Annotated in this window: 19 protein-coding genes; 7 read left to right on the forward strand and 12 right to left on the reverse strand. The window is 49.1% G+C overall.

Translation table 11 applies throughout. The features are described from left to right. Positions 1-125: 125 nt before the first annotated feature. Positions 126-1,559, reverse strand: a complete 1,434-nt coding sequence (locus LFE_RS09050) for an RNA-guided endonuclease InsQ/TnpB family protein (protein WP_014449917.1) — start codon at positions 1,557-1,559, stop codon at positions 126-128. A 23-nt stretch (positions 1,560-1,582) separates the two neighbouring features. Between LFE_RS09050 and tnpA the strand changes: the two genes are divergently transcribed. Next, positions 1,583-2,029 (forward strand): IS200/IS605 family transposase, encoded by a 447-nt coding sequence (gene tnpA, locus LFE_RS09055; protein WP_014449918.1) that lies wholly within the window; start codon positions 1,583-1,585, stop codon positions 2,027-2,029. A gap of 373 nt (positions 2,030-2,402) precedes the next feature. Here the strand turns inward: tnpA and LFE_RS09060 are convergent, their stop codons facing one another. The 5 genes from LFE_RS09060 to hpnA all read right to left on the reverse strand — a co-directional run bounded on the left by LFE_RS09060 (position 2,403) and on the right by hpnA (position 7,713). Continuing rightward, positions 2,403-2,792, reverse strand: a complete 390-nt coding sequence (locus tag LFE_RS09060) for an EamA family transporter (protein ID WP_014449919.1) — start codon at positions 2,790-2,792, stop codon at positions 2,403-2,405. Between the two features lie 31 nt (positions 2,793-2,823). Further along, a complete protein-coding gene (locus LFE_RS09065; protein WP_041774304.1) occupies positions 2,824-4,002 on the reverse strand; it encodes a glycosyltransferase in 1,179 nt (392 codons plus the stop codon). A gap of 88 nt (positions 4,003-4,090) precedes the next feature. Next, positions 4,091-5,533 (reverse strand): hopanoid biosynthesis associated radical SAM protein HpnJ, encoded by a 1,443-nt coding sequence (hpnJ, locus tag LFE_RS09070; RefSeq protein ID WP_014449920.1) that lies wholly within the window; start codon positions 5,531-5,533, stop codon positions 4,091-4,093. 130 nt (positions 5,534-5,663) lie between these two features. Continuing rightward, on the reverse strand, positions 5,664-6,572 hold the full coding sequence (ispH, locus tag LFE_RS09075) for a 4-hydroxy-3-methylbut-2-enyl diphosphate reductase (RefSeq protein ID WP_014449921.1): 909 nt from the start codon (positions 6,570-6,572) through the stop codon (positions 5,664-5,666). A 91-nt stretch (positions 6,573-6,663) separates the two neighbouring features. Beyond that, the gene (hpnA, locus tag LFE_RS09080) at positions 6,664-7,713 is read right to left on the reverse strand and encodes a hopanoid-associated sugar epimerase (protein ID WP_014449922.1); all 1,050 of its coding nucleotides are present in this window, start codon (positions 7,711-7,713) and stop codon (positions 6,664-6,666) included. Between the two features lie 127 nt (positions 7,714-7,840). On the opposite strand from hpnA, the gene LFE_RS09085 reads away from it, so the two are divergent. Further along, entirely contained in the window at positions 7,841-8,515 is a 675-nt protein-coding gene (locus tag LFE_RS09085; RefSeq protein ID WP_014449923.1) for a hypothetical protein, read from the forward strand. Here LFE_RS09085 and LFE_RS09090 read toward each other — a convergent pair. The 5 genes from LFE_RS09090 to LFE_RS09110 all read right to left on the reverse strand — a co-directional run bounded on the left by LFE_RS09090 (position 8,461) and on the right by LFE_RS09110 (position 16,020). Next, complete coding sequence (locus LFE_RS09090) at positions 8,461-10,620, reverse strand: BamA/TamA family outer membrane protein (RefSeq protein WP_041774307.1); 2,160 nt, start codon at positions 10,618-10,620, stop codon at positions 8,461-8,463. The two genes, LFE_RS09085 and LFE_RS09090, sit on opposite strands and share 55 nt — an antisense overlap. Beyond that, positions 10,595-12,646 (reverse strand): squalene--hopene cyclase, encoded by a 2,052-nt coding sequence (gene shc / locus LFE_RS09095; protein ID WP_014449925.1) that lies wholly within the window; start codon positions 12,644-12,646, stop codon positions 10,595-10,597. Before shc ends, LFE_RS09090 begins: the two co-directional genes overlap by 26 nt. A gap of 172 nt (positions 12,647-12,818) precedes the next feature. Continuing rightward, entirely contained in the window at positions 12,819-13,922 is a 1,104-nt protein-coding gene (locus LFE_RS09100) for a hypothetical protein (protein ID WP_014449926.1), read from the reverse strand. 45 nt (positions 13,923-13,967) lie between these two features. Further along, positions 13,968-14,477 carry a tetratricopeptide repeat protein gene (locus LFE_RS09105; RefSeq protein WP_014449927.1) on the reverse strand — a complete coding sequence of 170 codons (510 nt, stop codon included), beginning with the start codon at positions 14,475-14,477 and terminating at the stop codon, positions 13,968-13,970. A 166-nt stretch (positions 14,478-14,643) separates the two neighbouring features. Continuing rightward, positions 14,644-16,020 carry a TolC family protein gene (locus LFE_RS09110; protein ID WP_014449928.1) on the reverse strand — a complete coding sequence of 459 codons (1,377 nt, stop codon included), beginning with the start codon at positions 16,018-16,020 and terminating at the stop codon, positions 14,644-14,646. Between the two features lie 182 nt (positions 16,021-16,202). On the opposite strand from LFE_RS09110, the gene LFE_RS09115 reads away from it, so the two are divergent. The 5 genes from LFE_RS09115 to LFE_RS09135 all read left to right on the forward strand — a co-directional run bounded on the left by LFE_RS09115 (position 16,203) and on the right by LFE_RS09135 (position 21,559). Further along, positions 16,203-17,105: an efflux RND transporter periplasmic adaptor subunit gene (locus tag LFE_RS09115; RefSeq protein ID WP_014449929.1), complete on the forward strand. Its 903-nt coding sequence runs from the start codon at positions 16,203-16,205 to the stop codon at positions 17,103-17,105. Beyond that, complete coding sequence (locus LFE_RS09120; RefSeq protein ID WP_014449930.1) at positions 17,071-18,864, forward strand: ATP-binding cassette domain-containing protein; 1,794 nt, start codon at positions 17,071-17,073, stop codon at positions 18,862-18,864. Before LFE_RS09115 ends, LFE_RS09120 begins: the two co-directional genes overlap by 35 nt. A gap of 6 nt (positions 18,865-18,870) precedes the next feature. After that, on the forward strand, positions 18,871-20,019 hold the full coding sequence (locus LFE_RS09125; protein WP_014449931.1) for an ABC transporter permease: 1,149 nt from the start codon (positions 18,871-18,873) through the stop codon (positions 20,017-20,019). Next, positions 20,019-21,134: an ABC transporter permease gene (locus tag LFE_RS09130; RefSeq protein WP_014449932.1), complete on the forward strand. Its 1,116-nt coding sequence runs from the start codon at positions 20,019-20,021 to the stop codon at positions 21,132-21,134. Before LFE_RS09125 ends, LFE_RS09130 begins: the two co-directional genes overlap by 1 nt. A gap of 74 nt (positions 21,135-21,208) precedes the next feature. Further along, on the forward strand, positions 21,209-21,559 hold the full coding sequence (locus LFE_RS09135; protein WP_014449933.1) for a c-type cytochrome: 351 nt from the start codon (positions 21,209-21,211) through the stop codon (positions 21,557-21,559). 71 nt (positions 21,560-21,630) lie between these two features. On the opposite strand, the gene tal is transcribed toward LFE_RS09135, so the two are convergent. Next, the gene (tal, locus tag LFE_RS09140; RefSeq protein ID WP_014449934.1) at positions 21,631-22,854 is read right to left on the reverse strand and encodes a transaldolase; all 1,224 of its coding nucleotides are present in this window, start codon (positions 22,852-22,854) and stop codon (positions 21,631-21,633) included. Positions 22,855-22,891: the final 37 nt, after the last annotated feature.

Below are 22,891 nucleotides of genomic sequence, written 5' to 3' on the forward strand. Positions count from 1 at the left end.
GAGGCTTTCCCAATATGCCCAGAAATAATCGAAAAAAATTGAATACCCATCCATTAAGACCTTTTTCTAGAGATGAACACTTTCTCTGTCGTTTACTTTCCCTTTTCTAATGAACTCTCCCGCTCCTAAGCGCTTTGCGCTGTAGGAGGGGTTTCCGATCTCGCGAGCGGAAGTTCCTCTTTCGCCGAGGATGCGCGAAGGCGTTTGGTCCTTCGCGTCTTATCGTCCTCTCCGGAGGCTTTGACTTCGGACCGTTCCGGCCCTAGTGTTTTGAGTTTTCCGATCCCGCACCGCCGAATCGTCTTCTGCGGGACTTTCCCTTCCAGAAGAAGACGAATGCCCCTCTTGGCGATGACACGGCTGGCGTTGAGATCGGCGTTGTCCGCGAGTCCACAGCGCTGGCAGACGAACCCGGCCTGGGAAGGCCGGTTGTCCGGATGAATGTGCCCGCACCGGGCGCATTCCTGCGAACTGAATTGAGGAGAGACCTTGATGACGAGCTTTCCGGATCTCCGGGCTTTGTAGGACAGGAGCACCACGAACAGACCCCAGCAGGACGACAGGATCGCCCAGTTGAGTCCGGCCTTGGCGCGGGCTCCGTTCCGGACATTCCGTCCGGATTCGTCCTTTTTCGGCTCAGGGCTCCTCGTCATGTTTTTGACCTTGAGATCCTCAACAACGAAAAGGGTCCGGTCGGGATCGGACACAAGGTCGCGGGTGGCCTTGTGGATCACGTCCTTGCGGACGTTCTTGGCATACTCGAAGGACCGGGCCAGGCGTCGTTTCGTCTTCTTCCGGTTCTGCGACCCTTTTTGTTGCCGGGCGAGTTTTCGTTGCCAGCGTTTCCGTGTCCGTTCCTTTTTCTCCATCCGGGCCTTCTGGATGTCGGAAAAGTCGATCCTCCGGCCGGAGCTGGCCATCACCGGAATCGTCACGCCCCGGTCGAAGCCCAGGGTTTTGCCCTCAAGCTCTTCTTCCGAAAACATCCGGAGCCAGGAGACCGTGTCCTCCTCCTTCGGTTCCGGGAGTCCATCGTCCGAGGAGAAGGAGATGAACCACTTCCCCGCCTCGACCGAGACGTGAAGCGAGGCGGGACGGGAATACGGGGTCTGGGCCTTGAAGGACAGAACCCCGAGCGGGAATTTCTTTGTTCCCAGAATCAGTTCTCCGCATTGCGTTTCATCGTTGGTCTGGAAGGAGAACAGTTCGGAGGTGATCCAGACCGACTGCCGTCCGTCCTTCACCTTGAACGTGGGCCGCCGGGCCAGGCCGGAAAAGAAGCGGGCGTAGGCTTGTTTCCACCGGACTGCCCCGTTGCGGAGGATCGGGGAGGGAACCTCCCGGAGCCAGGAGGTCTCCGGTCCGATGAACCGGGCGTACTCCTGGTCGACGGGAACGGGCGTTCCCGAAAGAGAGACCGCTTTTTTGGCGAAGGCCCGGTCATACCGGTCTTCGGACACCTTGGCGTTGTAAATGAACCGCTGGTGTCCGATCCATTGAAGCAAGATCTTTTCTTGGGCGGGAGTGGGATACGCGCGGAAGCGCTTGCCGGTCTGCATGAGAGCATGATACCTTTACTTACATGGAAACTCAACCAAACAAGTCTAGTTCCAATGCCGTTTATTCTCTTAAGCTACACATTATCTTTGTGACAAAGTATCGGCGCAAGGTGCTCTCTCCGGATCTTCTGGAATATTTACAGAGCGCCTTCGGCGAGATCCTGTCGGACTGGCGATGCACCTTGCTGGAATTCGGAGGGGAAGCGGATCATGTGCATCTTCTGGCGGAGATCCACCCAGCCCTCAACATCTCCACACTGATCAACAATCTGAAAACGGCCTCGGCCAGACGGGTTCGCAATCGTTTTTCGGACCATCTGAAGCCATTTTACTGGAAGCCGTATTTCTGGCATCGGGCCTACTATGTGGGGAGTGTAGGCGCAGCGACACTGGAAACGGTCCGTCGCTATGTCGAAAGCCAAGGAACAACTGAAAAAGCGGGAAGAAGAAAAACAAAACCGCCCGCTTGACCCCCTCTTGACCCATGGCCTAAGAAGGGGAATGCGCGGGCAAATATTCAAGTTTTTTTCAGCAAATAGCTTATAAAAATTCTATTGAAACCACGAAACGATAAAGAGTCCGAACCATGAAAAGTCCTAAACAGGATTTTCTCGTCATATCGCCTATCGGAACGGGAAGAGCATTTGGAATGACTGGGATCAGATTCGTCAATCTTTAGGAAGAGGCAACACCCAACGAAACACAATCTCAATTCGGGCTAAGGCCGGTGGCTGTACTGCAGCGACCAAGGAGAATCAGAGCCCGTGGAATGAATCTGCTGGATCTATTCCATGAAAAAAGTCCCTTATCCTTTGATGTTTTGCCGGCAATATTTTCAGGATTCTAGCTCCTCGAAACAAGAATAACCCCTGAAGTAATGAGTAGAACTCCGACCCACCGATTAAAGGAGACATGCTCTTTCAAAAAGATTCTGGCCATCATCGCGGTCAACACATATCCGAATCCTGTCATGGGGATGACCAGACTGACGGGAAGACGCTGGAGAAATCCCAATAGCATAATGTAGTAAATCGCCTGCAGAGAGACTCCAGCCCATACCCAAGGATTGACAATCGTTCCCCTGAAACGTTCCGCAGCAGATTCCCCTGAGCTTTTTCTTGATTCCCTCATTCCTTTTGAAAGAACGATAAAACCGATATGTTCCAGAATCAAAGCCACTAAAAATCCTGAAAAAAATGTCCACCCTCCAATAGAAGCAATCGGTCCGTGCATAGCTTCCTCACTATAATGAATAAGCATGATTCTATGACTGCCCTTTTGGAAATTCCATCAATTGCCCTCCCTTGAGAACGGAAAAACGCCTTCCCCGCCAGATGATCTGATGCCCAAAACTTGCAAAATAAAGCGCCAATGAAAGGATTTCCCTAATGAACAACAAATGTAATTGTCTTTTTCCAATTGGACGCGATACGAATCTTTTGGATAGATCAGAGAGGATCAGCAGATGCGAACACCACAAAAACAGTGAAAAGATCAAAAGAAAAGGATCACCGGCCAATTCGAACAATACCCCTGAAGAGAATAGAAATGGAAAAGGCCTTAATATGATGGAAAAAGAGTATCCAAGAGGACGACAGCTTCTATAGGTAATGACCCACCTTCTCTCTTGCTCCCAAAAGGAGCGCCAGCTTTGGTCCGGAATTTGTGCGTCAACAATATATCTTGACAAAACAATCCTAAAACCTTCCCTGAGGATCCCTTGCGCCAAATGAAAATCATCTGCCAAAAGATTCCGGATAGGGCCGAAACCGCCCATTTTCAAGAGTGCCTCCCTTCGCATCAGCATTGTTGGGCCATATGCAAAATCGATGGGAGCAAGCGCTGCTGCCAAGAGCCCTTGAGGAATCGCTTCGGTGTTCAACATGATAGAAGCCATTTGACTTGTTCCAGGACCTGTGGGGTTGCCGCGCTGAAAACATGTCACCATACCAATTTTAGGATCTTCAAGAGCTTCCCTCATGATCGAACGGAGATAATCCGCTCCAACCCTGATATCACTATCGTTCAAAAGGATATAAGGCGCATCAGGAAACAAGTTCTGCTCCATGAACAAAAACACATTGCTGATTTTCCGGTTCGTGCCTCTTGGTCCATCCACAATTTTGATGGAAACACAATCCGGGAAAGCAGAACACAATTCCTCAATGAGGGGGAGAACGGGGTCATCGATAGAACCAACAACAAAAACAATGGAGAAATGAGGATAATCCTGATGGATAAGCGAGAGGAAGTTTTCTCTGGCGCCAATGTCCAGACCGGCAACCGGCTTGATCATCAAAACATAAGGCCATATTGACGGATCAGAGAGAGTCTTTTTCTTGAAATGACGATGGCCTGACCACCAGGCCAGACCATCGAAAAGAAGACCTATTCCCCCGAGAGAAAGGAGGATGAGAGAAAAATCAAAAACAAAAGGCGGCAATTTTGGCTCCGGGCTGAGCGCTGCGGGAAAGACAGCACCACAGCCCAACCGTTTCAGATACTGTTGTCAGACCACAGGTGCAAATAACTCAGGCAACCGAGGCCGGTGGAGTTTTAAGAGCTGCTTTCCTTTTAGAAAGGAAGCGAAAGTAAGCGACAGCTTCCCTAAAGATTTTCCGGGCTTCCTTGCCATCCCTCATTGCTCGCTTCAGAACTTTAAAAATATAGCTGGGACGATAATAGAAGCGCTGGTAAAACTTTGGAACGGCCATAAATATCTCTCTGGCACTGATTTCCGGGTAACTGATATTGCAATTTTGAATTCCGTCACCATTCACCATATCGATTTCGCTCATATATCCTTTTTCCCTTGCAAGCTCAAAAAAATGTGTTCCGGGATAGGGAGAAGCCAGAGAAACCTGCAGTGTCTCTATATCCATCTCACAAGCGAAATCAATGGTTTTCTCTATTGTTTCAGGAGTTTCTCCTGGGAGACCAACAATAAAGGTTCCATGAATTGTCATACCAAGTTGATGGGCATTTTTCGTAAACTCCCTGGCCTGGTCAACACGGATGCCTTTTTTGACATTATTCAGGATTTGCTGGTCACCAGACTCATACCCGACAACCATCACCCGACAACCGGAATCCTTCATGATGCTAAGGGTCTCAAAATCAACATTCGCCTTGGAGTTACATCCCCAGGACAGGTTAAATCGCTTCAGGGCATGAGAGAGTTCCCGCGTACGGTCCCGATATTCCGTAAGAGTATCATCATCAAAAAAGAGCTCCTGAATCCCCGGGAAGTTTTTCACAATGTACTCAACTTCCGAGATGACATTTTCCACAGATCGGGTCCGGTAGACATTCCCTGAAAAGGTCTGCGGCCAAAGACAGAATGTGCACTTGCTACCACAACCCCTTCCGGTATAGATGGAAACGTAAGGATGCTTCATCCAGGGTATTTCATACAGGGAAATATCCAGATCCCTCTTGTAGACTTCGGAAGCAAACGGCAAAACATCAAGGTCTTCCAAGACCGCTCGATCCGGGGTAGCGTAAAACTTTCCATCCTTTCGAAAGTTGATCCCCAGAACCTCATCCCAAGGCTTGCCAGACGCTATCTCCGGAATTGCATAATCAAATTCTTCCCGGACAACGAAATCGATCACATTATCAGCCTTTAGCGTTATCTCCGGCAACACACTCGGGTGTGGTCCGACAAAACCGACAATCATTGATGGATTGATGGCCTTGAAGCCTTTTGCCGTCGCAATGTCGTTATTCAGAGATGGGGTGCTTGTATATAAAATAACCATATCGAAGTCATTGGCCAAACGCAGAGTTTCCTTCACTCCCCACCCCATAGGAGGAGCATCCAGAACAAGGGAGTTTGGCATCATTCCTGCCGGATAGGTCAGCCAAGTCGGATACCAGAATGAGCGAACCTCTCTGGTTGCCTGATATCGTGCCCCCGCTCCCCCATCAAAATCCGAGAAGGAAGGAGGATTTAAAAATAATGTTCTAAGCATCCGAAACCTTTCTTTTTTGGGGACTCTCCGGAACGGCTCAGAAAAAAGCGCCGGGAACGGTAACAGCCCCATATCCTGTCTTTTGCATAATTTCTAAAAACACGAGGGAACAAGATCTATCCACAAAAATTTAATGTGTGGAGATGAACTCTTCTTCTGCAGACTCACTGCGATTGACCGTAACAGCATAGCCTCTCTCGCTCGAGATCTCGCCCAACCGTTCAATCACACCCTCAATCAACCAGTCCGGGGTGGATGCTCCTGCAGTCACACCGACCCGCTCGCTTCCGTTAAACCACTCCGGGTTGATATCCTTGGCACTGTCCACCAGGTAGGATTTTGGACAAAGACCGGCAGACACCTCCTGAAGACGGCGGGAATTGGCGCTTGTCGTGGAGCCGACAGTGATCATCACATCCATGTCGCCGGCAATCTCAAGAGCGGATGTCTGACGCTTTTCGGTCGCATCACAAATGGTGTTGTGGACCTCGAGCTGGGGATATTTGACGGTCAGGAGGGCAAGGATCTCGTCAAAATACTTGATACTCTGAGTCGTCTGGGAAACCAATGCCACCGGGCCGCTGACAACAGGAAGACGATCAATCTCTTCCGGTTTGTGGAAGATATGGATATGTTCCTTTGCCCAACCCTGGACACCCATCACTTCATCATGACTCTCCTCACCCAAGAGGAGGATCGTGTAATTCTTGTCGGCAAGATTGCGGACGATGCGATGGATCTTTGAAACAAGAGGACAGGTTGTATCAACCACTTCAAGATTCTTATCCCGGGCTTCCTTGATGACATCGGGAGCGACACCATGTGCGCTGATGATCAGCGTGCCACGATCCACCTCAGAGACAGCATCGACCGATTGCACTCCCCGGTTTGCCAAATCCTTTACGACATGGGTATTGTGAACAATTTCATGGAGAATGAAAACAGGGCCCACTGACTCTTCAGCAGACTTGTTCGCAAGTTTGATTGCAAGCTTCACACCAACACAAACTCCTGCATATTCCGGTAAAAATATATCCATCAATTTCTCCTGATTGTTAAAATGACCCTTGCCAAAAGCCGACTTTCGAACGGTTGTCAGACAACGGACAAGCTCTTCGACTCACTTCAGGTCAGCCCACTGAGCCCGGAAAGGTCCCGGCTCCCATATACTCTTCTTTTGAAAACCACACGACAGCATCTTCAAAAGCTTTTTCAACAGGAGTCAAGACGAGGCCCAACTCCCTAACAGCCCTATCTCCTGAAAAAAACATCATTTTATGGGCCATTCGAGCCGCATCAAAAGGAACAAGCGGTTCACGGCCTGTCAAGAGGGAGATCCCCTCAGACACCACGGAAACGGGAAAAAGAAGAGACCGGGGCATCTCTGCCTTCGGAGCCGGCACTCCCGTTATTTTTGCCAAAAGATGAAATATTTCGATCAACTGCATATTTTGATTCGCCAAAATGTATTTCTGCCCGGGAATACCCTTTTGTGCTGCCAGAAGATGGCCCCTGGCCACATCCCGAACATGGATGACATTGAGTCCTGTCCGAACATACGCCTTCATCATTTTGCGCATGTAATCCCGAACAATCCGGCCCGTTGGAGTCGGCTTGATGTCTCTCTCCCCGATTGGAGCACTGGGGTTGACGATCACAATGGGAAGAGATACTCCCCCATCATGCCCCCCTGCATAAGACAATACCAACTGCTCTGAGAGATACTTCGACAGCTTATATTCCCCGATCAGCGTTTTTGTGTCAACTTCCATCGTCTCATTGATCGGGATTCCATCCGTCCGAGTCCCCAGTGCGGCAACGCTCGAGCAATAGACAATCCTTTCAGGACGGCATATTCTGCAAGCTTCCAGCATATTTCGAGTCCCCTCAACATTGGTTTGAATGATCTCACCTTTCCGAGGGGTCCACAATCGATAATCTGCGGCTACATGATACAACTCCTGCATCCCGTCAAGAGCACGAACGAGAGACAGCGGATCAAGAAGATCACCCGTTACCCAGGAAACGGTCTCACTTTCTTCCGGCAGATTCCTTTTGTCACTGCCGTCTCTTATCAAACACCGAATCGAGTAACCTTCCTCGATCAGCAATCTTGCCACATGCGAGCCGACAAAACCTGTCGCCCCCGTAACAAGGGCTGTTCGATTTCCTTTCGCCATCACAACTCCTTCAAGATTTCATATTTTTTCAGGAGAGAACTCCTGTGATAAAATGAAAGGCAGTTTTCTACCATCATCGTCTCCTGACATTGTCCCACTTCAACCGACATTTTCTAAAGAGGTTTTTTTGATCGAGCAGATAACAGTCATCAGAAAGTTCCTCACCAGTTCCGCCCTTTTTTTAATCATTGCTTCCTGTACAACCGCTCCGGTCCCCCTGAAAGACCAGAGTGCATTGGATGCAGGCAAGATCGAACTTCCCGACACGGTTTTTCCATCCTCCGAACTGGAGTCCCAAATGGAACCTGTCCTGAAAAAAGACGGATTCGCATGGTCAGACCCCAGATACACCATCGGAAAGCATCTCATCAAGGGAGATGAAGTCTTCTGGTTTGACCAAAATCAAAAATGGCATATCACTCGCTACACCGCCCGTTTTTTTCCGAACGAATACACAATCAACCGTTACATGGTCAATTCCGCCAGGGATGTCCACAAACTAGGAAAAACACAGACAACATCCATTGCAACATGTGTCTTTGACCGGCCAGCTTTTACTTTCAGACACTATAGCGATGTCTCGCTCCCCACTTTTTTCACAGACGGACTTCTGATGGGCACGGTCGACCTGTTTCTGTCACCCATCTCTTACCTCTCATGCACTCTCCTGGACAGCAACAAGCGAACCATTCAGGCGGTCACCAAACAAAATGACACGAAAGCCGAAGAGAGGATAAGAGAAACCCTTCAGAAGGGGAATCCGATACCGACAAACTCCACGGGACCCGCCTGGGTTGAATAGCCTATATCGAGACGTCCGACCACATTTGGCTGGACAAGGGCCCGGAAACCGACACCAGGATTGATCGCATAAAGGGAAGGGTTGGTCAGTTCCCTTTGGTCATGAAAAACCTCTCCGACCCCCAAAAATGGTGCGATCTGCCATGAGCTGGTCACACCAAGCATCGTCATGTCAAAAGCCTGGATCCGCTCCTCAACATTGAAAATAGCTGCATCCAGGTCATAAAAACGGCCTGTACCAAATCCTTCGAGGGTATAGGCTCCTCCCAACATGCTTTGGGCATAAAAAGGAATATTGGGACCATTCATCAGGTTGACCATCCCTCTTATCGCCAAGACATTCTGGTCATTATCTCCCTGGGGGATCCATGTTTTGTATTCCGCATTAAAACGGTCAAAGACACTGACCTCACCGGCCGTTTCATTCTGGTCAAGCTCGGCAAAGGCCCTCGCATATGTTCCGGTAGTTGGAATGAGGTGGTTATCCCTCGTGTCGTAAGTCAGGTTGGCCCGATGGGAAATGATGACAGGACTGTTCGAAATTCCGTTGACAGTTGGAAAAACTGTTCCGGAATATGGCATCCCGGGGATGACTCCGGGTGATGCGCCATACTCCCTCAGTCGTTCCATAAACCAGGCCCTGATTTTTTGATGGTCAAGGTTGGCACCAATCGTTACATGAGCTGATGCCTCTGACAAAGTGTAGTTCGTCTGATTGCCGAATGAAGAATCAGGACCCAGTCCATAAAAACGGGCTGCCGGATTCTTGAAATCCTTCAGGCGGATATCCAGGATGTATCTCCCATCTCCCATGGAAAGATCCCTGTAGTGAAATTCGTAAAAATTCCAGATGGAGTTGGACTGGAGACCGATCAGGTGCCATCTTTTAAGGTTGCCCTTGTAATAACGGTAATAACGTGCACCCACTTGAGTGCCCAGATAGGGATTGTATGTGATGGAAGGTGCGAGGATGGATGTAATCCGGCCACTTGGGAGTGCTGAAAGGATTGGAACGATCGTACCAATCGTAACCCCCGTATTATAACTGACACCAATGGCCGGCAAGGGGATCACCACCGTGTTTTGAGTCGGGCTGGTAAAGGAAAACGGAGAGGGAACACCAATTGGCAGTTGTGGAAAACTCTCACCATTGCCCGGGGCTAAAAACGGTCCCGTTCCGGGGGGACCTGACGAAGAAGGCGGGGGAAGGACAGGAATCGCATAAGAGTGGTTGGGATGGCTGATCAAAAAGAAAAGACACAAGCTCAATAATCGGAGAATCCTGAAGATGGCTTCCTTATTTTTCCCCTCTGAACCTTCTGTCAAGAGAACCCCAACCCTCTCGCCCAGATTGGCGAGACTTTTTCTCGCGACCTTCTGGGAAAATCCAAGCTTTATCAATGCCAAAAGCTTTGGAGGCGAAAGGAGCGCCCGAAAGAGGTTGGGGAGAAAAAGTTTTCCATTTTTTTGAACCAAATCTCCTAAAAATTCCGGCAAATATTCATCCGAGCCATCAAAGATGACCCTTGACGCAACAAAGTGGCAACCCCGGGAGTGAATGGCCCTCTCCCATGATCCTGTTTCCATATCGCAAACATCGGCCCCTGTTACCTGAAACAGCTCTTTTTTTTCATCAGGACTCCCCACTATCTGGGGAAGAGTAACGCCCCTTCCCAATGAGAATCCCAATATCCGCCCCATCTCTATCGAAGCAGGGAGATCAATCGTCTGAGCCATTGGAAGAGATTGGGAAATTCCCTTTTGAAGAGTCTCAATGGAGGAGAAAAAAAAGACACTTCCCTTCTGGGCACGGATTGAAAGTCCTCCCCCAAACCCTGAAAGCAAAACAATATCTCCCGGGTTCAAAGAAGAGAGGAGTTCGTCATCATCCTGATCTGGTGGCCCCATCCCAATGACTCTCAACCGGAAGAGCCCCTCCGATAGGATTTCTCCATTTTTCCTTTGAACTGATCGACCATGTCTTTTCAGTACAGGAATCAGCCCGGAAAGAAAGCACCGGGCTTCTTCCTCTAGCGGAGTCAGAATCAGAATGGGTCGGGAAGGGAAATCAAGATCCTGACTAGAAGAATGAGGAGAGAGGGGCAAAGGGTTGCTTCCTCCAGACGGCCACTTTCCCGGAAACCCGGGAAGCCCCTTCGAAATGGACATTCTGATAAAGGGCTAGCGCCCACAACGGGAAGTAATCCCTGTACATGTTATAACGAAGATAAAAGACCCTCGCAAAACCGGTTCCCGTGTAGAGCGTTTCATTCCATCGACCATCAGGGCGCATGTTTTCAAGGAGCCAGGAGATTCCCTTCCTGACCTGTGGATGATCCGCATGCTCTCCATGAATAAGCGCAATCAGTGCCCATGCTGTTTGTGAGGGGGTCGACTCTCCCACGCCAGCAGTTTCCTTTTTGGAATAGGAAAGACAGCTTTCACCCCATCCGCCATCGTCATTTTGATGATCAAGTAAAAAACTCATCGCACGCTGGACCATGGAAGATTTCATATCGACACCCAATGCCCTAAAGGCGGAGATCACCGACCATGTCCCGTAAATGTAGTTGACTCCCCACCGACCATACCATGAACCATCAGCTTCCTGTTCGCGACGCAAGTAGTCCAGTGCCCTGGCGACCGGTGGAAAATCAGGGCGATACCCATAAAGCCCCAAAAACTCCAGAACGCGTCCGGTCAGATCCGCAGTTGACGGATCAAGCAGTGCGCCATGGTCTGCAAAGGGAATATTGTTGAGAAAGAGGAGATCGTTGTCCTTGTCAAAAGAAGCCCATCCGCCATCTGTGCACTGCATTGCGAGAACCCACCTGGCCGCTCTCCTGACAACATCCTCGTACCCTTTGAAGCCATTTGTCCATTTGGCAAAATCCATCAGAATGACCGCGGTGTCATCCACATCTGGATAATAGTCATTTTCAAACTCGAATGCCCATCCACCTGGCTCAACACCTTTTACATGCACAGCCCAATCGCCCACCGTTTTCACTTCTTTTCTCCGAAACCACTCAAGAGAACGGGAAATGGCCGGATGATCCGGAGAAACTCCGGCCTCAAAAAGGGCCCCAAGGCTGAGTGCCGTATCCCATATTGGAGAATGGCATGGCTGGACTGACTGCATATTGTCCCGGGAGAAAACCAGGTCATCAATGGAGGCGATGGCCCTTTTCACAAGCGGATGATCGTCTGAATAGCCCGAAAGCCTAAGTGCAATGACGCTATTGGCCATTGCCGGATAAATCGCTCCAAGACCTCCCTCCCCCTTCATTCTGGGGATAAGCCATTCAACCGCTTTCGACAAAGCTTTTTTTCTTAAAAAGGAAGGTGGATGGCGATTCCAGTGCTGAATAAAGTAATCCAGCACAAAAAACAGATTTTTCCAGGACAAAACCTTCTTGTCCCAGGAATAACCAAAATGAACCTCTTCCATGGGCTTTAAAAAAAGTTCATCAATCCCTTGCCCGTGAGGAATCGGAGTGACCGGCTTATAGTGATAGATGATCAACAACGGGATAATCACCGTTCTGGACCAATAGGAAATCGTATAGATCGAAAGAGGAAACCATTTTGGCAAAAGAATCATTTCACACGGCAGGGCAGGAATTCCCTTCCAGTCGTACTGTGCAAAAAGCGCCAGGATAATCCGCGTGAAGACATTTACGGTCGTAGCTCCGCCTCTTTCAAGAATCAATGCGCGGGCTTTTACAAGAGCCGGGTGGTCGGGGGAATAGCCCAGAAGTTTCAAGGCAAAATACGCTTTGACACTGGCACTGATATCAGCCGTCCCTCCAGTGAACAAAGGCCACCCACCATCAGCACCCTGAATGGAAAGAATGTACTCTGCTACCTCACGGAAAAAGACTTCATCCTTTCTCCCGAGAATAAACTGGAACATGACATATTCAGCTGGGATGGTGACATCTGCATCAAGAGGTTCGACCCAATATCCATCGGGATGCTGTCGATCAAGGAGAGATCTCGTGGCGTTCGCTATCGCCTCTTCAAGACGTTCCCGGAATCCCGGATCAGAGGCTTTCTCCGGTTTATCAAATATTTTTTCCTCAAACGGCACTGAACTGTCCCCCGCCTTTGGGGAATAAACTCTTGCCATAATAAAAAACCTCCAGAGAGCAGGTTAGAAAAACCCGGCACCCCTCTTTTCGCTAGAAATTCTTTGTCTAATAGGATCATTCTACAGGTGCAACAGTCTGTCTGCAAGAAATGCGTATAATATTGATCATTTTGTGAGAGAAAAACTCAGGAATGCGGGAGTTTCTTTCCCCCTACTTTCCGGAGTGCCGATAAAATGGCGTACGGATCAGCAAACCCCAAAAGAATCCGGAAAGGGAAAAAAGGGCAAGTCCCGAAAGAAGAGCCACAGGAAGCGGTGGAGAAACAGGTAGGGATCGAAGAACCCAATGAGTGTCCGCAAGTGATTTTCCCGAAGAGGTAGATGCCCAAAGGGATAAAAAATATCGCCCGTCATCCGGCAAAAGGAAGAATGAGCCGGTTGCCCCAAGCGAAGCCGTTGCACCTTCAAAAACGGTCAGAGTGCGACCAAACTCCGTCCAGGAATCCATATGATGGCGAATTGTCAGATATCCGGGAGGTATGATCGTCCCCGGTGGGGAAAGAGCAATCGGAACAGCATCAATACGTCCTTCGGACTCTAGTGTGGAGGGCTCTTTTCCTGAAGGGGAATCCGATCCCATGGACATGATTGAGGTCTTCGAAGCTTGATGTGTGTGAAGTTCTGGATAGGGAATAAAAATCAATCCAAGGGCCATCAATCCTGCCGCAATGAGTCCCATTTGAACTTTCCGTTGCATGTCTACCGGAATAAATGGCCTTTCCCCACCCAATATGGAAACGGCGAGCCGTCCAGAAGCCCAGGACAACCAAAGCGTCACAAAAATCAGGATGATATCGTCCCGATAGAGAGCCAGAGGAGCAATGACCGTCAGCAAAGACGAAAAAACCAGATCACCTGAATGATTGGAAAGCGTTACACGATAGACACCAGGATCCCATAGAGCCAACCGTATGCAAATTCCGCACGTGGAAATCTGAAGAGGAAGAGAGAGAACAACGCTTCCAGAATGCCAGTATCGGGTGCTTCCAAACGCGTTTTTTTCTTTGGTGATTTTCAAAAGAAGCTCGCTTCCGGAATCAGCCGGAAGATTGGCCCTTGCCACATTAAAGGAAAAAGAGCGCTGGGATTTGGGAGTCAGTGGAGAAAAATGGGATCCGGAAATATATGCCTGACGATAAAAATGAACAGAACTGACCAAAGAAAAAAGAATCAAGACCGAGAGAGCCAGAGGCAAAAAAATAAGCCTGAACTGCCGCCAAAAGCTGCGACGATGCTGTATTGACCTGAAAGACAAACAAGACCTCCAAAACACATTGAACACAATTTCCGGATCTGCTCTTTATTTTTCCGATTCGTTTAACTTCTGAAGATAGCTTTTAATCAGGGCATCACCCGGATGATGATCATTGAGATCCTCAAAAAGAATTCGTCCTGCCTCAATATTTCCATCTTTGACTTCTACAATGGCAAGAAGAAGACGGTACCCATGAAGCCATGGGTGACGTGGCAACATCCGAAAGAGAATTTTTTTTGCATTGGCAACATCCCCTTCCGCCAAATAAAGACGCGCCTTGTTCAGAAGAAGCCCCTGGTTGCCAGGGTCGATCATGAGGCCGCGATTCAGCATTTTTGCAGCGGAAGGGTAATGCCCCTCAAGAAAGTCGAGATAAGCGAGATCATTCCAAAAAACGGTCTCGGTCGGATAGAGTCTGGTCCCTTCAAGAAGGGCTGCACGGGCCGCATCAATGTGATGCGAGCTTATATCCCTTGAGTACTCCTCCATGAGGGAGCGCTTCGACTCGGCACCTTTCGGAGCCGTTGCACATCCCTGGTCCGAAAGAAGGAGCAAGGCGAGGCAGATTGTAAAGATAACCTTTTTCAGCGAACCTCCCCATATGACTTACAGCCCTGAAACCATAACATTGAAACTTAGTCTCAAGACAAGATAAAAAATATTCCAACATCTGTCAATCGCACAGAATCCCAAAAAAGATCCAAGGAGAAGGTAAGTGGTTCTATTTTTGAGAAGAAAATAAGTTTTGAGTGGATAAGGTTCCACGGGCGTATTGAAAATCGAGGTATCCGACCATCAATTGGTATCGGGCCTGGATAACAGACTCGCGTGCTTGTCTCAAGGCAGCCTGGGCATCCATAACATCAACCGAATGAACAGAACCCACCCGGTACGCCTCCGCGACCAGACTTTCGTTTTTCTCTGCATTCATTCGTTCGGTTCTCGCCTCCACCAATCTTTGAGTGGCATCACGAATTTCAAGGATGGCCTTCTTCAGATCCGTGATGACCTTCAGGCGAACCGACCTTCGGGATTCGATGGAGGACGACAGATCGTAATGAGCCTGCGATATCTGATGCATCATCAGACCCCCCTCAAAGATGGGGATGTTCACAACTCCACCAAGATTCACTGTCGAATAGGGTGTGTTGTTGGGAGCATAGGGAATGGGAAGGCTTCCCTGTGGCATTGTAGCGGTAAAAGACTGAAAAAGACCTGTCACAGAGGGATAGTTTTGAGACTTGGCATTTTTCAGTGCCGACTGGGACATCCGGACCTGATCCATTGCTTCGATCATTTCGGGCCTATGTTTCATTGCCTGAATGAGATCGGCTTGAAAATCGGGAGATGTTCCCTTGTTTGGGTCTACAAAAACATCTCCGGCAACAAGCCGTTCCGATTTGGAGCGTCCCATGACTTCGGCAAGATCAATGCCGATCGACCTTGCCGCATCCTTGTCCCGGATCAACTGGAGCTTGTCCGATTCCACATTGACCTGAGCCCTTGTGACATCAAGGATGATCCCGGTTCCAGCATTAAAGCGGTACTTTGCACGGGCAAGCTGTTCCTCCGCATCGGCAAGATTTTCCTTGTCGGCCAAAACCTGGTGCTGGCTTGAAAGGAGGTTGAAGTAATCCGTCTCTGCGGCGCGGATGGTCTCCTGATAGATCTCGGCTTCCCGGCTTTTTTCGAGCTCAAACGCCCAACGGCTCTGTGAAACAAGAGAACCGGTCCTTCCGAAATCATAGATGGTCTGGGAAAGCGTAACGGTCAACAGATTCAGGTCGGCATAATTATACCCAGGAAACAGAAAAAAACCGAAGAAACTGTTCCCGTAAATTGTTTCAAAGCTTGCTGAAAGTTGAGGATAATAATTGGATTTTGACGCCCCGATCCTTTCTTTCGCACTCTTTACACGATAGATCTCGGCCTTGAGATCAGGCCGGTTGGAGAGTGATTCCTGCACCGCCTCAACAAGAGACACCATCTCATCCGATCCAAATGCAGGAGCAAGTGAGGTCCCGAACGGGAAAACTGCCTTCACTAAAACGCAAAAAAAAGCAACGGCTGAAATCGTTTTACGGAAACAGCTCTCCACGAACACCCTCCTCCAGCCCCATAACAACCTACCCAAAAAGTCCGACATATCGATTTCAAAGTCCATTCAATACAATTATTATGGCACCATTTTCTTGGTTATAAAAAGCTTAACCTTTTGGAGATTGTGGTATCATGCCACTTGGTTGCACCGAATCACAACCTTTCGCATGGAGTCCCGGCATGTCCACCAAAAAACGGTTTCTTCTGGCAATTATCGTCCTCACCGCCATCATCCTTACAGTCTTCCACAAGAAAATCTTCCCCTCCGGAAACGTCACCCAAAACAGCCTGACTCTTTATGGAAACATTGACCTGAGGGAAGTCCAGCTCGCCTTTCATGACACGGGGAGGATCAAAAAACTTCTCTATCTTGAAGGCTCCTCCGTCAAGAAAGGCGAGCTGATGGCGACGATGGATCCGATTCGTTATCAGGACATGGTGGATGCGGACAAGGCGACCCTCGCCCGGAACAAGATCCAGTTGATCGACGCTCAAAGAACCTTTACCAGAGTCAAAAAGCTCGCACATGCCCAGTTCAACTCGGAACAGAAGCTTGACGACGCGACGGAAGCCCTTGATGCCGCAAAGGCATCGATCAGCCAGGCGGAGGCCCAACTTGCCTTTGATCAACGGCAACTCGTTGATACAAAGGTTTATGCACCTGTGGATGGGGTTGTACAGAACCGAATCCTTGAACCCGGCGACATGGCTTTCCCCTCCTCCCCAGTCTATACCATCGCACGATCCCACCCTCTCTGGGCCCGCGTCTATGTTGAAGAACCCGAGCTTGGCAAAGTCCATGAAGGCATGGGCGCTGACATTACCTCGGATTCATACCCCGGAAAAATCTATTCCGGTTATATCGGATATATTTCTCCGACATCGGAATTCACCCCCAAGGAGGTTCAGACACTCCACCAGAGAACAATCCTTGTCTATCGACTGCGAGTGTACCTGAGCTGCCCGACGACAGAACTCCGATTGGGAATGCCTGTCACTGTCACCATTCCGCTTCATTCCCCCAAATCTTCACCGGCAACATGTCCTGATGGTTCCCGACCGGATTTCTCCCCCCGTGGCTGATATCCCCACTTCCGAAGGACTGATCACCGTCAATGAGCTGACAAAAACATTTCCGTCTCCAAGAGGTATTGTTACAGCGCTCGACAAGATCAGCTTTTCCCTGAAAAAAGGTTCAATCACTGGTCTTATTGGTCCTGACGGTGCCGGAAAGACAACACTGATGAGACTTCTCTCAGGACTTCTCTGGCCGGACGGAGGAGATATCCGGATCATGGGAAACGACCCATCCAAAGCCCCCCTGTCAGTTCAGGGATCCTTGGGATATATGCCCCAGAAGTTTGGACTCTATGAGGATCTTTCCGTTCAGGAAAACCTGGATCTCTATGCCAATCTGCAGGGTGTACCGAAAGATCGCCGAAAAGAGCTTTACGCTCCCCTCCTGTCGATGACCGGTCTGTCTCCTTTTCAAAAACGTCTGGCCGGCCAATTATCGGGGGGGATGAAACAAAAACTGGGAGTTGCATGTTCACTGGTCCATCAGCCTCCGATTCTTCTTCTGGACGAACCCACTGTAGGGGTTGACCCTGTATCCCGTCGAGAGCTCTGGGAAATTCTTCGAAAGCTCGTCAGTGAGTCAGGTGCCACCTTATTTGTAAGCACCTCCTACCTTGATGAAGCCGAGCGATGTGACGAAATCCTGATTCTCTACAATGGAAAAGTCCTTGGAAGTGGTCCCCCGGAATCCTTCCGGAAAGAGGTGGCTGGACGGGGATACCGTGCTGAAACGACCGGATCACTCAGGACCGTGGAACCTCAAATTTCGCTTCTTCCCGGAGTTGTTGACACGGTGCTTGAGGGATCGACCGTCCGAATCGTCATGGATGGGGACACTCCTCCGATCTTTCCTGAGAATCTGGGGAAGATCATTCTGAAATCAGCCCCTCCCCGATTTGAAGATGCCTTTATGTCCCGGATCAAAAAAGTCACCAAAGAAAATGTCAAATCCATTTCGATCGATCGTCTTTACCAGAAGATGTCCAGAACGCAAGGCAATGATAGCGTGATATACGACGCCATTGAAGTCGAAAATCTTGATCGTTACTTTGACTCATTCAAAGCCGTGAACAATCTGACATTCCATGTCAAGAAAGGAGAAGTCTTTGGTCTTCTGGGAGCCAATGGGGCTGGAAAAACCACAACATTCCGGATGCTTGCGGGGCTTTTGGAACCGACGGCAGGAAAACTCATCGTAGCCGGTGAGGATGTGCGAAAAGTGGCGGCACAGGCGAGAGGGAAGATCGGGTATATGGCTCAGAAATTTTCGCTTTACTCTCAGCTGACGGTTTTTCAAAATCTGATCTTTTACAGTAGCGCCTATGGTCTTTCCGGCACCCTGCAAAAAGAGAAAATCCAGGATTCACTGAACTTTTTTGAACTCGAACCCTATAAAAATGTCTCTTCCGGCATACTCCCGCTGGGTTTCCGACAAAGACTCGCCCTTTCCTGCGCACTGATTCACGAACCCTCAATTCTCTTTCTTGATGAGCCGACTTCAGGCGTTGATCCCAATGCCAGAAGGGAGTTCTGGCATATCATCAATGCATTGGCTACAGTCGGAGTATCCGTTCTGGTGACAACGCACTTTATGGAAGAGGCGGAGTACTGTGACCGACTGCTCATCATGGCACAAGGGGCACTTCTTGCCATGGGCAGTCCCGCCGAAATCAAGGAAAAGACAAGAACACCCCAAATCCCCGACCCCTCTCTTGAAGATGCCTTTGTGTCCCTTCTGTCTGAATTTCAAAAAAACACAGGGTGATTAAAAATGAGACAACCCACTCGTCACTCTTCTCTATCATTAAAAATAAACAGGATACGGGCACTTGTATATAAAGAATCTCTGCAGATTCTGCGAGATCCTTCAAGCCTTGCCATTGCCCTTGTCCTGCCCTTTGTCCTCCTTTTGATTTTTGGATATGGTGTTTCGCTCGATGCGAGCCATGTCCCCATTGCGGTTGTTCAGGACAGCCGGACTCCTGCATCAGAGGGGTTCATCGCAAGTCTCAGAAACTCCCATTGGTTTTCACCCAGGCCATACGCCAATATTCACGATGCCATAAGTGCTCTCAAACGTCAGGATGTGGAAGGCATTCTCTGGCTTCGGGAAAATTTTGGAAGGGGTATTGAATCGTTTCACAACGCACCCATCCACGTTGTCGTCGATGGAGTTGATGACAATACGGCAAGACTGGTCGAGGGCTATCTGACCAATACATGGCAAACGTGGCTGACTCTTCGAAATCAGCGAGGGCGACTCGCCTCAACGCTACCAATAAGTCTTAAGGTCAGGATCTGGTTTAACCCGGACAATAGAAGCCGGGATTTTCTCATTCCTGGTCTGATTGCTGTTATCATGACCCTGATCGGCGCACTTCTTACAGCCCTCGTCATCGCAAGGGAATGGGAGAGGGGCACCATGGAAGCTCTCTTTGTCACACCTGTTTCCATTGGAGAAATCTTAATCGGAAAATTCATTCCCTACTTCATGTTGGGGATGAGCGGAATGGCACTGTCTGTCCTCATGAGCCGATTCTTGTTTGAAGTTCCGTTAAGAGGTTCGATTTTGACTCTGACCATCACATCATCTCTCTTTCTGACTTCTGCCCTCGGCATGGGGCTCCTTATCTCCACTGCAGCCAAAAACCAGTTTGTTGCCGGACAAATCGCCATTGTCTTTACATTTCTTCCGGCTTTTATCCTGTCCGGTTTTATATTTGATATCCATTCCATGCCCTCCTTCATCCAGGCCATTACCCATATCATTCCCGCAAGCTATTTCGTGACGATTCTCCAATCGGTTTTTCTTGCTGGAGATATTCCTGGGGTCATCATTCCCAACTCGGTCGCACTTCTCCTGTTCAGCATCTTTCTTTTCGCCCTGATTCGCCGCATCAGTAGAAAAAGGATTGAATAGTGCAAAGAATCATAAGGATCCTACGACTTGTTCAAAAGGAGTTTCTGGCTCTTCTTCGTGACAAGAAAAGCCGGATGGTCCTGATTGTCCCTCCCACCGTCCAGCTGCTTGTCTTTAGCTATGCCGCAACGTTTGACCTGAATAACATTTCCTATGCCGTATGGAACGAAGACACCGGGATTTACTCAAGGCAGCTTCTTGCCAGGTTTTCCGGATCCCCAAACTTTAAACTTGTGGGGACAATCACACATGAGCAGGAAGTGGCCCCGTTAATCGACAACAGAAAGGTCCTGCTGGTTCTCCACATCAGAAGCGATTTCAGCCGGAACCTGCTTTCCTCAAATCCGGCAACGGTTGAAGCGCTTCTTGATGGTCGCCAGTCCAATACCGCGATGATCCTTCTTGGATATGTCGAAACGATCGTCAACAACTACACAACAGACATTGCTACGGCAAGGGGAATTCCGACACCGATCGCTCCGATCACCTTGCGCGCCTGGTATAACCCGAATCTCAAGAGCCGCTGGTTCATTGTCCCCGGGATCGTCGGTCTTTTGACGCTTGTGGTGACTTTGCTCGTCACTGCACTATCCGTCGCCCGGGAACGTGAAGAAGGGACCTTTGACCAGCTTCTCGTCACTCCACTGACTCCGTTCGAAATCATTTTGGGAAAGGTTCTTCCGGGATTTGTCATCGGTATGGTCGAAGCGACAGGGATCATCGTGCTGGCAGTGCTCATCTTCCACATTCCACTAAGGGGTTCCCTGGAAGCCCTTTACCTCGGTCTTTTCCTGTTCATTCTTTCAGGTCTCGGAGTTGGCCTGATGATCAGCTCCCTTGTTTCAACCCAACAGCAAGGTCTCCTGGGGGCGTTCCTTTTTCTTGTCCCATCGATCATTCTGTCGGGATTCGCAAGCCCTATTGCCAACATGCCGATTTTCATCCAGGATCTGACACTTTTGAATCCGCTCCGGTATTTTATGGTGATCTTGAGAGAAGTTTTTCTTCAGGGTGCAGGGATTTCCATTTTATTACCGGAGTATTTGGCTCTTTTGGCCATTGGGCTCACAACCCTTCTACTCGCCAGCCACTTTTTCAGGAGAAGGCTTGGGTAATCCTCCCAAAAACTGGTTTTACTTTTCCTTCAAAGGGAGTAAAATACTGCTATCCTTCTCAGAAAAGGCTAAAAATGTTTAAAAAGGAGGTTAAAATTAAAAAAGCGGTGATTCTTGCGTCACTCTTTTCAGGACTTATCGTGACGACCACAGCCCAGGCAGATGATGCGCAGAAGATCATGGGGTCGCAGGACTGCGCCTCATGCCACAGCGTTGACCAAAAGCTGGTGGGCCCTTCATTTAAAATGATCGCAGATCGCTACCGAGGGAAAAAAGGAGTTGTCAAAGTTCTTGCACAAAAGATCATCACCGGAGGTGGAGGAAACTGGACCGCCGACACAGGCGGTATGGCAATGCCCCCTCATCCAGGTCTCCCCCTTCCCCAGGCCGAGGAAGTTGTCAAGTGGATACTGTCGCAAAAATAGACGGAATTCGGTTGAAAGAAAAGCCCCAGAAAGCATAAAAAAGCTTTCAGGGGCTTTTTATGTGAGGGGTATTACGGTTTTGGAACTCCCGTTTTTTCCCATGTCCCGATCAATACTTTCATTTCATCTGCCCATTGCTGTGTTTCCGTAACTCCAGCAGGAGAAGGTCGGCCAGGGTTGATTGACTTGACCTTCTCCTGAATCGCCAGATTCAATGTCTCAAAAGACTGCTCGAATGCCTTGAGACCTTCCTCAAGAAGGGTTTGAAAAACCTGGTCACAAGAAACTCCAAAAGAGGCAAGCTCTTTGTAAAAGGACTGATCGCTTCCTTTTTTGTCCAACAGTGCCGGAGAAATCTTTCCATGGTCAACAAATGCCTTCAATGTTGCCATGGGTACGGTGTTTACCGTATCCGGAGCAATCAGCGAGTCCACATAGAGAACATCGGAATAGTCGGGATTTTTCGTGCCGGTCGATGCCCATAGAGGCCTTTGAAGATTTCCTCCCTTCGATGAAAGCTTTTGTGTAAACTCCCCCTTGAAGATCTCCTCAAATATCGCATAGATTGTGCGGCAATTTTCGATTCCCAGACGACCTTTCAAAGCATCTGCCTGCGGTTTTTTGAGATCGGAAAGTTTCCGGTCGACCATTGTATCGATTCTGCTGACAAAAACACTCGCAACACTATGGACCCGGGAAATATCTCCACCTTTTTCAAGAAAGCGTGAGAGCCCCTTTACATAGGCCATTGCCGCATTTCGATAGGCCTCCGGAGAAAACAGAAGGGTCACATTGATAGAAATGCCGATCGAAGTGAGCTCCTCGATGGCCGGCATCCCCTCAGGGGTTCCTGGAACCTTGACCATCAGGTTCGGATGATCAACAAGCGCATGCAGCAACTTCGCCTCGGAAATCGTTGCTTTTGTCTCCCGTGACAAAAGTGGGCTCACTTCAATGGACACAAATCCATCACTTCCACCCGATTCCTTATGAAGAGGCAAGAAAAAGTCGCAAGCTCTCCGTATATCTCTCACCATCAAAAATCGAACGATCTGCTCGGTTGAATAGCCTTTCCGGGAAAGGAGAGCTATCTCATTATCGTAGGAGGGACTTCCATTAATGGCCTTTTCAAAAATGGTCGGATTGGATGTCATCCCCCTGATCCCGACCACTTCAATCAGGTTTTTCAAATCCCCGGAGTCCATCAGCTCCCGGCTGATGCTGTCAAGCCAAAGGCTCTGACCAAGCTTTGTTAATCCATCAAGTCGTAAAGACTTTTTACCTGTTGCCGTCATAGTGACCTCCTTTAAAGTTTTCAATCAATCGAAAAAA

Origin of the sequence: Leptospirillum ferrooxidans C2-3 (assembly GCF_000284315.1) — a bacterium.
GTDB lineage: Bacteria > Nitrospirota > Leptospirillia > Leptospirillales > Leptospirillaceae > Leptospirillum > Leptospirillum ferrooxidans.